This window comes from Desulfovibrio psychrotolerans, assembly GCF_013340305.1.
GTDB classification, from domain to species: domain Bacteria; phylum Desulfobacterota; class Desulfovibrionia; order Desulfovibrionales; family Desulfovibrionaceae; genus Halodesulfovibrio; species Halodesulfovibrio psychrotolerans.
In genome coordinates this window covers 173913-188026 of record NZ_BLVP01000043.1, presented here as the reverse complement: position 1 = coordinate 188026, position 14114 = coordinate 173913, and the positions used below count along the sequence as shown (strand labels likewise).

9 protein-coding genes are annotated in these 14114 nt (G+C 61.9%); 4 read left to right on the top strand and 5 right to left on the bottom strand.

The features are described from left to right. Positions 1–86: 86 nt before the first annotated feature. Together HUV26_RS16470 and cysQ are read right to left on the bottom strand one after the other, a co-directional pair. Positions 87–1334, bottom strand: coding sequence for a MalY/PatB family protein (locus HUV26_RS16470; protein WP_174411224.1), 1248 nt, complete (start codon positions 1332–1334; stop codon positions 87–89). A 14-nt stretch (positions 1335–1348) separates the two neighbouring features. Beyond that, positions 1349–2212 (bottom strand): 3'(2'),5'-bisphosphate nucleotidase CysQ, encoded by an 864-nt coding sequence (cysQ, locus tag HUV26_RS16465; RefSeq protein WP_243451427.1) that lies wholly within the window; start codon positions 2210–2212, stop codon positions 1349–1351. Between the two features lie 236 nt (positions 2213–2448). On the opposite strand from cysQ, the gene HUV26_RS16460 reads away from it, so the two are divergent. Next, positions 2449–2964, top strand: a complete 516-nt coding sequence (locus HUV26_RS16460) for a C40 family peptidase (protein WP_174411223.1) — start codon at positions 2449–2451, stop codon at positions 2962–2964. Between the two features lie 33 nt (positions 2965–2997). On the opposite strand, the gene HUV26_RS16455 is transcribed toward HUV26_RS16460, so the two are convergent. The 3 genes from HUV26_RS16455 to HUV26_RS16445 form a co-directional block, all read right to left on the bottom strand. Further along, positions 2998–6201 (bottom strand): hybrid sensor histidine kinase/response regulator, encoded by a 3204-nt coding sequence (locus HUV26_RS16455; RefSeq protein ID WP_174411222.1) that lies wholly within the window; start codon positions 6199–6201, stop codon positions 2998–3000. 20 nt (positions 6202–6221) lie between these two features. Further along, complete coding sequence (locus HUV26_RS16450) at positions 6222–7289, bottom strand: ABC transporter substrate-binding protein (RefSeq protein WP_174411221.1); 1068 nt, start codon at positions 7287–7289, stop codon at positions 6222–6224. A gap of 567 nt (positions 7290–7856) precedes the next feature. Then, positions 7857–8234, bottom strand: a complete 378-nt coding sequence (locus tag HUV26_RS16445; RefSeq protein ID WP_174411220.1) for a TraR/DksA family transcriptional regulator — start codon at positions 8232–8234, stop codon at positions 7857–7859. A 263-nt stretch (positions 8235–8497) separates the two neighbouring features. On the opposite strand from HUV26_RS16445, the gene HUV26_RS16440 reads away from it, so the two are divergent. The 3 genes from HUV26_RS16440 to cooS all read left to right on the top strand — a co-directional run bounded on the left by HUV26_RS16440 (position 8498) and on the right by cooS (position 13955). Beyond that, on the top strand, positions 8498–10504 hold the full coding sequence (locus tag HUV26_RS16440; protein WP_243451426.1) for a bifunctional lysophospholipid acyltransferase family protein/GNAT family N-acetyltransferase: 2007 nt from the start codon (positions 8498–8500) through the stop codon (positions 10502–10504). 229 nt (positions 10505–10733) lie between these two features. Then, entirely contained in the window at positions 10734–11522 is a 789-nt protein-coding gene (locus tag HUV26_RS16435; protein ID WP_174411219.1) for a Crp/Fnr family transcriptional regulator, read from the top strand. Between the two features lie 537 nt (positions 11523–12059). Further along, complete coding sequence (gene cooS / locus HUV26_RS16430; RefSeq protein ID WP_174411218.1) at positions 12060–13955, top strand: anaerobic carbon-monoxide dehydrogenase catalytic subunit; 1896 nt, start codon at positions 12060–12062, stop codon at positions 13953–13955. Positions 13956–14114: the final 159 nt, after the last annotated feature.

The following is a 14114-nucleotide window of genomic DNA, read 5'->3' as shown; positions in this document are numbered from 1 at the left end:
ATCTGGGGGGGGCTACCGGGGGCAATCAGGGACATCCGGGAGCCCACATGTGCCATACCCGTACGCTGCGGGCAGCCTGTGCAGCGTTATCCGAATGCTCCCGCAAGCCTTGCAAGAGCCTCCTCCAACTGTGGACGGGCGCAGGCAAAGTTCAGCCGCATGAACCGCTCTCCGCCGGGACCGAAGGTATGCCCGTGGTTCAGGGCAAGCCGCGCCTGCTGCTCTATGCGGCGCACCACCTCGTCCATGGCTACCGCTCCGGTCACGGTGCCGCCCTTTTCCTGCACAGTACCGTGTTCCGCAGCCCATGCGGTGCAAAACCCGGAAAAATCCAGCCACGCCAGATAGGTTCCCTGCAAGGGCGTACCTTCCACTCCGGACAGGGTGCCAACCACCTCCGCCACCCGGTCTCGGTTTGACGCAAGATAGGGCAGAAGCGCCTCAAGCCACGGCTCGCCGTGGGTGTATGCCGCCGTGGCGGCAGCCATGCCGAAGGCATTGGGCAGATACATGCCCGCCCGGTACATCTGCCGCTCAAACTGCCGCCGCAGGTGCGGGTCGGAGATGATGACATTCCCGGTCAGCGTGCCCGCCAGATTGAAGGTCTTGGTGGCAGATGTGCAGGTGATGGTGCGGGCTGCCACCTCCGGTGCGATGGAGGCGAGCACGGTATGCGGGTGCGGCGCATCCGGGTACACGAGGTCGTGATGGATTTCATCCGCCACAATGAGCACGTCACGCGCAAGGCATAACTCCGCCAGCCGTTCCAGTTCGGCACGCGACCACACCCTGCCGCCGGGGTTATGCGGGCTGCACAGAATGAACATGCGCACGCTGTCATCCAGCTGCTCCTCCAGCGCATCAAAATCCATGGCGTACAGCCCGTCGGCACCACGCACCAGCCGGTTGGCGGCAACCCGGCAGCCGTTGTTGCGCACCGCCCCGAAGAACGGATAGTACACAGGGGGCTGCACCACCACCGTGTCACCGGGGCGGCAGAACGCCTGCACGATGATATTCAGCGCCACCACTATGCCGTGGGTGGCGGATATCCATTCCGGCTGCACATGCCATCCGTGCCTGCGCCGCATCCATTCCGTTATGGCGGCGTGATAGTCGCCGTAGTCAGCGGGGTATCCCAGCACCCCGTCCAGCATGGTGCGCAATGCCGCGCGCACCGCGGGCGGCGGGGCGAACTCCATGTCCGCCACCCACAGCGCAATACCGTTTTCCAGTGAAACGCCAAAATGCTCACGCATGCCGTCCCATTTCTCGCAATGGGTATTGCGGCGGTCCAGCACGGTATCAAAATCAAATACGGCCTGTTGCGGCATGTGTGCCTCTCCTGTCACGCTTTTGCGAGAAACCAGTCGTTAAGCAGCGTGGGCTTGCCGTAGACAAGCGGTGCGCCGCGCATACCTGTTACCGTTCCACCTGCCGCCGCCACAAGAACATGCCCTGCGGCGGTATCCCATTCCCATGTGGGGTGCAGGCAGGGAAAAAGCTGGGCCGCCCCTTCTGCCAGCAGGCAAAACTTGTACGCACTGCCCGCCCGCAGCCGCGTGTGCGGCGTGCCGTGCAGATAGGCGTCCAGCCGCGGAGTTTTATCCACATTGCTCTGCAACACCACCGGCCCGGTTGCGGGCACGCTGCGGTTTGTATGTATACGCTGCGGTTCCGCCCGGCCACCCTCATACCGGAACGCCCCGCCGCCGTCTGCCACGCCGCAGTAAGTACACCCCTGCAAAGGAACATGGACAATGCCCGCCACAGGCACATGGTTATCCATATAGGCCACGTTTACGGTAAACTGCCCGTTCTGCCGCAGAAAGCCCTTGGTGCCGTCCAGCGGGTCTACCAGAAGATACCTGCTCCACGCGGCACGCTCTTGGGCCGGGGGCAGCCCGCCTTCTTCCGAAATGACGGGAATGCCCGGCAGCAGACGCGCCAGCCCTTCCGCCAGCAACGCGTGGGCGGCTTCGTCCGCCGGGGTGACAGGGGTTTCATCTTCCTTCATCTGTACAGGCATCGGGGTACCATACCATTGCAGAATGGTGTCTCCGGCCGAAACCGCAAGCGCAAGCAGTTGCGGAAACACCTCCGCAAGCATGGACGGCAGTGTTGCCTGCATGGAATCCGGCAGGCGGAAGACAGACGCGGCGCGGTTCTTTTCCTGAGCCGGAAGACGGGAGCGGGTTCGGCCACGGGCCATGCGGGGTATCCCCTTTGCGGTCAGCAGGGTTATGGTGTATTCTCAGGCATACTGTGGCGGACTCCGTTGCTGCTGCGCAGCGGGAATTGCAGAACCGCAGACGCTCATCGTAAGCCGAAACGACAAACGACATGGCCTTGCATACCTGTACGCCTATCGCGGGAGTCTGTTAAGCCCCTGCATACACCCGCGCACAAATCCGGCAGGGCAGGGGCCAAACCACCGGGGGTTCTTCAGTGCACAACCACATTCGCATATCCGTTGCAACAGGACGCCGATTAGGGTTGCTGCTGTGCCTTGCCGTTCTGCTGGCAGGCTGCGGCAGTGCGCACACGGGCGGCTATGCCCCCCGCAGGGCCGACCCGCCGCCTACCAGACAGGAGGCCGCCGTGGTGAACACCGCCCGCACCGTCATAGGCACACCATACAGATACGGCGGATGCGACCCCGCGCAGGGGTTTGACTGCTCCGGGCTCATCTGGTGGGCCTACAGCACGCACGGGCACGATATTCCCCGTACTACACGTGAACAGGCCGCCATGGGCACAAGCGTGAACTGCAATGCCCCAAGACTGGGCGATGTGGTCGTTTTCCGCATTGCGGACAAAGGGCTCGGACTGCACGCGGGCATCTATTCCGGCAATGGGCACTTTGTGCACAGCCCCAAATCCGGCTCGGTGGTCCGGGAAGAGTCGCTGGACAAGCAGTACTGGCAGTCGCGCCTGTATACCTGCCGCCGGATACTCCGCTAACGCCGTGAACGGGCCGTGAGAAACGGCAGCCAGCTATGCTGCGCCTGCGCCTGTTCCCGCCAGATGCCTGTTCAGCAAATCCAGCACCTGCCGCTTCTTGGCGGGCTTGGCCAGATAGTCTGTGCAGCCTGCCGCAAGGCTTTTTTCCTTATCTTCCGCATAGGCGTTGGCGGTAAGGGCGATAACGGGCACCGGAGCACGCCCCCGCTCCTTCTCATACGCCCGGATGGCCTGCGTTGCCGCATAGCCGTCCATGCCCGGCATCTGAATATCCATGATCACAGCATCATAGCTGCGGCTGCGGAACATACGCACGGCCTGCCTGCCGTCTTCCGCATAGTCCGGGATGAAGGGGGAGTCTTTGAGGAAAAAGCCCATGAGCATACGGTTGGCCTGAGAATCTTCAGCCACAAGCACCCTGCGCCGCGTTGCGTCTTCCGGTTCCGCTGCTGCGCAGACGGCGTCCTCATCTTCCGCAGAGGATTTTGCGAAAAGCGCCTCCACCGTGGCGGCAAGCCGACCCGGTGTGACGGGCTTGATAAGCACCGGCAGCGTGGCAGGGAATGCGTTTCCACCCGGCGCATCGCCGCCGGGGTCTGCCAGATGCAGGGCGGGCGGCAGGTGCTCTCCCGCCATTCTGGCAAGGTGCCGCAGGGCGGAGAGTGCATCCAGTTCCGGCATGTTGGTTCCCATGACCAACACGTCAAAGCGCTCCGGCACGGGGTGCATTTGCTGCGGAGGGGAAGCGTACCTGTCCGGCATGGCGGCCTCGTCCCTGACTCCGGGGCGTTCCGCATCATGCTGAACTCTGGCATACCGCACATGGTCTTCCAGCAGGCGGTAGGCCTGCTCCATGGACGAGGCACAAGCACTGCTGCCGCCCATATCTGAAACGGTCTGGGCCAGATAACGCAGAGTCACGGCGTTGCCGTCCACCAGCAGGAAATGCAGACCCGCCAGCGGCAGGGTACATGCTTCTTCGGGTGATTCGGGTGATTCGGGTGATTCGGGCTGTTCACCCGATTCCGTCAACCCCTCCGGTGCCGCCAGTTCACGATGCTCCGCCAGCTCACGCGACCCATCCAGCGTATCAAGAAAAGCACGGTGTCCACCCGGCAGGGGCAGCACCACGGTAAAGGTAAAGGTGGCCCCCTGCCCCGGCTTGCTGTCCACCCCTATGCTGCCGCCAAGGTGCTCCACCAACCGCCTGGTAATGGCAAGGCCCAGCCCCGTGCCGCCGTACTGGCGCGACGTAGACACATCAGCCTGCGTAAAGATGTCAAAAATAACATCCTGTTTGGTTTCCGGGATACCCACACCCGTGTCTTTGACAGAAATTTCCAACACAACCTCGCGCTCTGTTCTGGAACGGACAAGCACCTGCGTTACCACATGCCCCAGCGCGGTGAACTTAAGCGCATTGCTGAGCAGGTTCACCAGAATCTGTTGCAGCCGGGTCGGGTCGCCCACCACTCTCCGGGGAACATCCGGCGCAATATAGAGAATCACCTCCAGCCCCTTGCGGGAAGCCTGCGTGCCCACCATACCGTGCACGCGCTCCAGCAGGGCTTCGGGGCTGAACTCGATATGCTCCAGTTCCAGATGCCCCGCCTCAATCTTGGAAAAGTCCAGAATATCGTTGATAAGGTCCATGAGCAGCAAGCCGGAATTGCGCAGCATCTCCAGATAGCCGGACTGCTCTTCAGTAAGCTGCGTCGCCTCCAGCATGTCCACAAACCCCAGCACGGAGTGCATGGGCGTGCGTATCTCATGGCTCATGGAAGCCAGAAACCCGCTTTTGGCCCGGCTGGCATCTTCCGCCGCCTTGCGCGCCTTGTGCAGGGTTTCTTCCACCGCCAGCCGCGTGGATATATCGCGCACCACGCTCAGCACGGCCTCCTGCCCCATATAGAGCATCTTGCGGTTGTGTATCTCGGCCGGAAAGGGGGCACCCTGCACGGGGAGTATGCGTATCTCGAACCGCCGGCTTGCCAGCCGGGTGCCCGCAGGGGCCTTGCGCATGGCATCCAGCACCTGCAAGACTTTGCGGCGGTACTCCGGCCCTGTCAGGTCCAGAATACCCATTTTCATCAGCCGTTCCCTGTCGCAGCCCACCTGCGCCAGCGCCTGCGAGTTGCATTCCAGCAGGCGCCCGTCCATATCAAAGATATAGATGGCGTCCACCACCTCCTCAAACAGGGTACGGTAGCGCGTTAGCTCCTCCGCCTTGCGCAGGTTGTCCAGCATGGCATCCATGGCATGCAGAACATCGTTCACCTCCCGCAGGGAAGAGGCCCCCTGCAGCAGGGGCGGGTTTTCGCCCAGCGTTATCTTCCGGGCAGATTCGGCAAGCTCCCTGAGAGGTCTGGTTATTCTGCGCCCCAGAAAATAGGCCAGCAAAACGCAGAGCAGCGCCGTGGTGAGCAGCAACGCCGCGCTCACATACAGGCTGGTGCGCCGCGCGTCTTCCAGGGGGCTGAGGGGGGCAAGGTACAGCATGTCGGGAAAGCCTGTTTCAGTCAGCAGTCCCGCCTGCCCGGCAACGGAGGAAAGTGCGGGACCGCTGCTGTCCGGCATGGCGGTGCGCAGTTCCAGGGAAACCGGGTTGCCTGTGCTGAGCTCCCGGAACACGCCGTAATGGTTCACAAGCACCGTGCCGGAGCGATCCGGCTGGTAGGGGCTTTCCGCAGCCTTGCCCAGATAGCAGATGGCCACGGCCGTACCCAGAATACCTGTGCGGCTGCGGATGTAGCGCGTAAGGGCCACATAGAACCTGCCATCGGGAGCGAGAGAAAGCTTGCCCACGTGCGGGGCGGGAAGGGCGAACAGCTCAAACGCCTCCACAGGCACGGGTTCCGGGCTGGCACTATACAGGCGTTCCTTTTCGGCGGAGCGGATGTAAAAGCCGAGGTGCGGCGCGTGGGCAGAAAAATGAGCCATGCGCTCCTGCAACTGGTATTCTACCTCCAGCTGCAAGGTTACGCGGATGGCGTTGTCTTCTGTCATCGCCATGAGCTGGCTTTGCGCCTCGCCGATCATGCGCCGGTAATGCAGGCCCATTTCGCGGGCTTCCGCCTCCACCCTGTCGCGGAACTGCCTCTGCAGTGATGCGGAGTAGGAGAAGTGCTGCACAGCAAGAACGCCAATGGTGCACAGCAGCACCACGCCCAGTGTGGACGCCACCAGCACGGAGGTTACGGACCGGTCCGTAATACGAAATGTATTTCTGAGCGGCATCGTGATGATCGTCTTACTGTCTACTCATTGTACACATGGTCAGCGGCCAGCAGAATATCCTGCGGAATTTCTATGCCCAGTTCGCGCACCCGGGCCATATTGAACACCAGCGCGTAGCGTTGCGCTTCCTGCATGGGCATTTCGCCCGCCGATTCCCCGCTCAGAATACGCGCAGCCATGCTGCCCGCCTGCCAGCCCATATATTCAAAATCCACCCCCACGCCACCCATCAGCCCGTGCTCCACAAAGGAGTAGTTCACGGCAAGGTCGGGCTTGCGGCACACCTGCGTTGTCCAGCGCAAAATCTCCGGGGCGGTGTACACCCTGCCTGCGGCGTCCTTAAGCTGCAACGCCAGCGGATACAGCAGATCCACGCGGGGATTGGCACATGCGCCGCGAATATGCCGCTGATAGTCTTCCCAGCTGTCCGTGACAGAAAGAGTCCAGAGAAAATCGTTGGGTTCCGCCTGCAACTCTTCCCGCACCTGCTCCACCGAGGCTGCTCCTGTAATGGTGGAGTCAGCGATAACGTATACCGTGGTCAGTTGCCCCAGAATCTTGCGGTGCACCTTCAGGGCGGTAAGGGTATGCAGCTTTTCCAGCACGCCGGTGATATTGTGCCCGGGGCGGTTGCGGCTCTCCAGCCACGGCACCTGCTGCGAATAGGACTCCGGACGCCCGTTCAGGCCGGAAAAAACGACCGGAAGCGGCGTATTGGCCACCTGCAGCCCCACGGTGCGGAAGGCATCGTCATCCAGCGTGATGAGTACATCGGGGGAGAAGCGCGCAATATCTTCAAGCGCCAGACGCGCCTGCGTGCGCATACGTTCCGGGGTGGTGTTCACCCTGCGCGTGTCCATGGCAAAGGCCTGCACAGCAAGGTTTCTGCCCGGCTCAAATCCCGCCTCGCGCAACGCACGCAACGCACCGTCGTGCTGCGGCCCGCCGCATACGTGCCCCAGCTCGTAGCTGTGCAGGATAAAAACCTTTTTCTCGCCCGCCGCCACGCGGGACGCAAAGGCAAAAAAGCATGCCAGCACTGTACACAGCGCCAGCAGGCCGACAGAACTTGCGCAACCGGACTTCATGCCCACACCCCTGAAACAGCAGTGCCGGATATACTGAAATAAACACTCACTACGCCTACGGCTTTTCCCTACCATAATACGGTATTCATCACCAAATGAAAAAGCCCACCTTTCCTGCAAGGCGGGCGAAAAATACTGCGTCTAATGCTCTTACGGCGTGTGGCATGGCGGGCGTAACGACAGGCTGGGCTTGCCCGGATATGCCGGAGAATTGCTCTATGCGTCCATGGTGGCACGCGCCCAAAGCATCACCAAAAGCATACAGGAGCGGCACCTGTCATAACAGACTGGCCTGACCGGCATGACTGACATGACCGGCATGACAGGCATGATGGGCAAGCCTGATACGCCTATGCGCCTGATGCGGATGGTACGTATGGTCCGATTAATACACCTAATACACCTGATACGCCTGATGTGACCGCAGCGTCAGGCGCAACAGCACAACAGCCTCTACAGGCTTGACAGGCACGACCGGCATGCAGCGCGCCCACAAACGCCCTTTCTCCCGTTCTGCCCATTTGGGCAGTTACACCGGCAGGACGGACAATGCAGGCGCAACAGTCCCTACGCTCTGAGTCCCGCCTGTGCCACAGGCATTCCCATATGGCGCGGCGCATTGTCCCGTTCCTGACGGCAGTGCACGCACAGCGTCGTGGTGGGATTGGCCTTCAGCCGCTGCAAGGGGATATCCTCGCCGCACTCGCGGCAGGTTCCGAAATCGGCCACATCCAGGCGGCGCAGGGCTTCTTCTGTTTCCCGTATCTGGACGTTGACGCGCGCCTGCAGGGCCACGCTGAGCCGCATTTCGCTCAGCCGCGAGGCGAATTCGTTTTCGTCGGCGCAGCACAGATCACCTGTTGAATCCATATGAGCCTGCACCCGCAGCGCGGCGAGTGTGTCTTCCAGATGACGTTCAATTTCCCGGCGTTGGCTCTCAGTCATGACAGACTCCTTGCATGGGTGGGAACGGTTGCTGAAACGGACTACGGTTTCCGGTGTTCCCGGCATATGCCACGCCGCGCACCCTGCGGCATGGCATACGGGTGACGCATCTCGGACGGTTGCGTTACATTTGCACCCCCCGCCCCTTTGCCGCGTAACTGTAACAGGTTGTTCACGCGGCAACCACATTCCGCCCATACAGAAAGGGAACGGCGCACGGATTTTCCGGCCGCCGCACCACCCTGTCACTGCGAGGAACGTGTATGCTGCATCAGGCTTTCCGGCGGAACACCACGGAGAACGCCCCCGCTTCGTCCGAAGAACTGCACCCCATGCAGACCCCCATGCCCCCGGAATTTTCCACGGAATATTCCACGGACTGTCCCGCTGCCTTCTCCACGGGCATCCAGCAGAGCGACATGGCGCACAGCATGGCACACATGCAAACGGGAGGACTCTCGCTGGATTTCATCCCACCCGGCATGCGGCGCGTACTTGCGCCCATCAAAACGCCGCTGATGCACCTTTCGCGCCTGCACAGGCTTTTCACCCTGTACAATGGCATGACGCAGCGTTCCAACCCGCTGGACTTCGCCCGCGAGGCGCTGGACATTCTGGATGTCCGCGTAAAGCTTAAAGGGCAGGGCTTTGAAAATATTCCCCGTTCCGGCCCGCTGGTCGTGGTTTCCAACCATCCCTTCGGCGCACTGGAAGGGCTGGTGCTCATGGCAACCCTGCTGCCCGTGCGGCCGGACATGCGCTTTCTTGCCAACTTTCTGCTCGGCATCATTCCTGAACTGAAAAACGTGGTTATCGACGTAGACCCCTTCGACTCACGCGAAGCCCGCAACAAGAACATACGCGGCCTGCGCACGGCCATTGCCCATGTAGAAGAAGGGGGCAGCCTTGCGGTGTTTCCCTCCGGCGAGGTCTCGCACCTGCAGCCCGCCCATCGCGGCATCATGGACCCGCAATGGAACCGCAACGTGGCCCGCATCATCCGCAAAACCGGGGCGGATGTGCTGCCCCTCTATTTCCACGGGCGTAACAGCCTTATGTTCAACCTCATGGGGCTTATGCATCCTCTGGCCCGCACGGCGCTCTTGCCGCGCGAACTGCTGAAGAAACGCGGGCAGTCCGTAAAGCTGAGCGTGGGCAGAATTATTCCCGCCGCCATGCTGAGCGGGGCCAACGGACTTGCCAGCGAAGAGGACGTGATCAACTACCTGCGGGTGCGCAGCTACAGCCTGCGGCAGGAAGAAAAACGCAGCCTGTTCCCTGTGTCGCTGCTGCCCAAGGCACTGCTGCCCAAGCCCGCACAACCCATGCCCATTGCCATGCCCCGCCCTGCGGCCAGCCTGCTGATAGAACTGGACGAACTGCCCGCAGAGCAGGTGCTGCTGCGCGAAAACGGCTACACCGCGTTTGAGGCCCGGGCCTTTCAGATGCCCAACATGCTCCACGAACTGGGCAGACTGCGCGAGGCCACCTTCCGTCCGGTGGGAGAAGGTACGGGCCGCGACCTTGATCTAGACCCCTACGACTACGAATATGACCACCTTATCCTGTGGAACGACGCAGACAGGCAGATTGCCGGCGCCTACAGGCTGGGACAGGTGGACAAAATAACCGCCACGGCCGGTTCCAAGGGGCTGTACTGCTCCACTCTGTTCAAACTGAAGAAGGACTTTTTCAGCGCATTCGGCCAGTCCGTGGAACTGGGACGCGCCATTGTGCACCCCGACTACCAGCGCGACTACAATCCTCTTATGCTGCTCTGGAAGGGCATAGGGCGCTACATTCTGCGGCGTCCCGGCCTGCGGTATCTGTTCGGCCCGTGCAGCCTGCCGCTGGTGTTCAACCCGTACACGCTGGCAACCACGGTGCGCTACTTACAGGCACACCACACGGACCCGGAGCTTGCCGCCATGGTCACGGGGCGCAAGCAGCCAAAGCTGAAAACCCCCAAGGGCGTAACGGAAGACATAGATATCGCCCGGCTCAGCTTCGGCGGGCTGAACGGGCTCATCAAGGACATGGAAGACGGGCGCAGCCTGCCCATCCTCTTCAAGCACTACCTCAAGCTGGGCGGCAGAATTGGCGCGTTTCACGTGGACTCGGCCTTCGGCACGCTGGACGCCTTTCTGCTCATAGACCTCATGGACGCGCCGGAAAAAATGCTGGTGCGCTATCTCGGCAAGGAAGGCGCGGCGGCCTTTAACCGCCCGCAAACAGCCACCCCGGACGCTGAACAGGCCCCTCTTCGCTGACCATTTCCTCCCGGACCGGGCTTCACCCACCCGGCACAGGCTCCGCCCGGCGCACACCCGCATCCCGCCGGGCGGAGCCGCCCCTTTTCGTCCGCCCCCTTCCATGCTCCTTCCGGGGTTCCTTCTGGGGCTGACGAATCTTTCCCCTTACGCCCGGACTCCGGCGCGAGGTGAGCCGTTGCTCTCCCTGCCGACTCATGTATGATGCGTGCAATCAGGAGCCACACGCATGAAATTTACCAGCATGAATCTGCTGGAGGAACTGGCCCGACCGGAATTCGCCGAGCTGCTCTCCGCGTTCCGGGAGCGCACATTCGCGCGCAACACCATCATCTTTCAGCCGGAATATGATGATGAAAGCCAGCCCGCCGCACCCGGGCACACGCATGCCCCCCACGACGCCCGCCCCTCTCTGCCCCATCAGGCGCATGGCACGGGAGAGGCGGCAGGCAGGGCAACGCCGCTGCACAACTACGTGTTCATTGTCCGCAAGGGCAGGGTGCGGGTGTACCTTGCCTATGACGACAAGGAATTCACCATTGCCATTCTGCAACCCGGCGACATCTACACCAGCCACACCAACACTTTTGTGCAGGCACTGGATGACTGCACCGTGCTGCTCACGGATATTGCCACCTTCCACCGCCGCATGATGGACGTGCCGCAGTTTACCAAGACCATGGTCCGGGTGCTGGGCGGCATTCTCAAAAACGCCTTCGGCATCATAGACGGGCTGGTGTTCCGCGATGCAACCGCACGGCTTGCCGCCTTTCTGCTCGATTCGGCGGAGCCTGCCGCCACGGCGGAAGTTCCCGGCTTGCCGGGTGCCCCTGCACCCGCACCGCGCACGGTAACGCTGAACATGACAGGCGAGCTGCTCGCCCAGCATCTGGGCACCACACGGCAGACCGTTTCCACCCTGCTGAACGACTTCACCCGCTCCGGCATTCTCCACCGTGAGCGGCGGGGCGTGTATCACATTCTCGACGAAGAGCGGCTGCGCGAGCTTACCGGCTGACTACCAGCGCGAACAAATCAATAAAAAAACCGGGCATGGCACCGGGTACATCCCGCGCAGAACACCGGACAGAACTCCTTGCTGAACGCCGTACCAAATCATTGGTACGGCGTTCAGTCAGATAGCTGACAAACCGTGTTTTTTCGAAAACGGATTTTCGTAAAGCCGAGTCTGAAGTCAAAAAACGGATTTATCTCGCTAAGGCGGGGTGCAGGCCTTCAGCCGTTGGCGAATCTTTGAGCTTTACGGATGAAGAGAGCAGAGCGGGCTCAGCTCCCTGCCCGCCGGAGGCGAAAAAAACTCAAAGAACTCTTTGTCATCATGCTGGCTGAACGCCGTACCAAATCATTGGTACGGCGTTCAGTTTTGTCGTCCAGCCGACAGACACAACCGCAAATGCCGCCTACGCTGCATGCAGGAGCACGTTCTGCGGAAAAGACGAGTGTGGTGCCCGTGTGGCGCAGGGGGTGCGAAAGACCAAGCCAAGCATAGCGGCCGTTGGAAAATGCCTTTTCAACGGTCAGACAGGAGACAGCGATGACCAGAGAACAGCGTAGCGTAGAAGAACTTTCGATTTGGGAAGACGCCCGGAGCATGCTCCGCAAGGCGCGGGCAGAAGGCGTGGAAACCGCGTGGGACAGGCTGGAGCAGCAGACCCCCCACTGCACCTTCTGTGAACTGGGCACCACCTGCCGCAACTGTGTCATGGGCCCCTGCCGCATAAGCCCCAAGGCGACCAAGAGCGGCAAGTTGCAGCGCGGCGTGTGTGGGGCAGATGCCGATGTGATTGTGGCGCGCAATTTCGGGCGGTTCATCGCGGGCGGCTCCGCAGGGCATTCCGACCACGGGCGCGACCTCATAGAGGTGCTAGAGGCCATTGTGGAGGGCGAAACCACAGACTACGCCATCCGCGACGAAGCCAAGCTGCGCCGCATTGCCGCCGAACTGGGCATAGACGCGGCGGAGCGTCCGCTCATGGATGTGGCCCGCGACCTTGTGGACGAGTGCTACAGCGACTTCGGCAGCCGCCGCAAATCTGTGGGCTTTCTTGCCCGCGCCCCGGAAAAGCGGCGCGCCCTGTGGGAAAAGCTGGGCATGACTCCCCGCGGTGTGGACCGCGAAATTGCAGAGATGATGCACCGCACCCACATGGGCTGCGACAACGATGCCCCGAACACCCTCATCCACGCCGCCCGTTGTGCGCTGGCGGACGGCTGGTCCGGCTCCATGATCGGCACGGAGCTTTCCGACATCATCTTCGGCGTGCCCACGCCCTCCATGTCCACCGCCAATCTTGGCATCCTGAAAAAGGACACCGTGAACATACTCGTACACGGGCATAATCCCGTGGTCTCGGAGATGATTCTTGCCGCCGCGCGCGAGCCGCAGCTTATTGCCGCCGCCAAGGCGCACGGCGCTTCCGGCATTACTGTGGGCGGGCTGTGCTGCACGGGCAACGAACTGCTCATGCGGCAGGGCATTCCCATGGCGGGCAACCATCTCATGACGGAACTGGCCATTGTCACGGGCGCGGTGGAAGCCGTGGTGGTGGATTACCAGTGCATCATGCCCAGCCTTGTGCAGATAGCGGGCTGCTACCATACCCGGTTCATAACCACTGCCGGCAAGGCACGCTTTACCGGTGCCATCCACTTTGACATCCACCCGCACAACGCCATGGAAGAGGCGCGCAAGATTGTGCAGATGGCTGTGGACGCCTTTGCGGAACGCGACCCCAAGCGCGTGGAAATCCCCGTGGAGCCTGTGCGCATCATGACCGGCTTCTCCAACGAGGCCATCCTCAACGCACTGGGCGGCAGCCTTACCCCGCTGCTGGACGCCGTGAAGGCGGGGTCCATCCGGGGGTTTGTGGCCATTGTGGGCTGCAACAACCCAAAAATCCAGCAGGACTCCGCCAACGTGGGGCTGGCCAAGGCCCTTATTGAACGCGACATCATGGTGCTGGCAACCGGCTGCGTCACCACCGCCGCAGGCAAGGCGGGCCTGCTGGTGCCGGAAGCCGCCTCCATGGCCGGACCGGGGCTTAAGGCCGTGTGCACCGCGCTGGGCATTCCGCCCGTGCTGCACATGGGCAGCTGCGTGGACAATTCGCGCATCATGCACCTGTGCGGCCTCATCGCCAACGAGCTGGGGGTGGATATCTCTGACCTGCCCGTGGGTGCCTCCTCGCCGGAATGGTATTCTGAAAAGGCTGCGGCCATAGGCATGTACGCCGTGGCCAGCGGCGTGTACACGCATCTGGGCCTGCCGCCCAACATTCTCGGCTCCCAGACCGTCACCGACCTTGCCCTCAACGGACTGGAAGGACTTGTGGGCGCAAGCTTTGCGGTGGAACCGGACCCGCTCAAAGCGGCAGACCTGCTGGATGCCCGTATCCGCGCCAAGCGTGAAGCGCTGGGGTTGAAGCCGTAACCGGCTGTTCTGCCTGTTTTTGCGGGTCAATCTGCACCATACGCGGCGCAGCGCAGGAAATGTTCAGGCCCCGCCACCGGGGACGCGCAGAGAACCACGCGCGATAACTGAACATTCCGCGTTGCGCCGCAGAATCCCGGCATCCGGGGCGACCGGGGT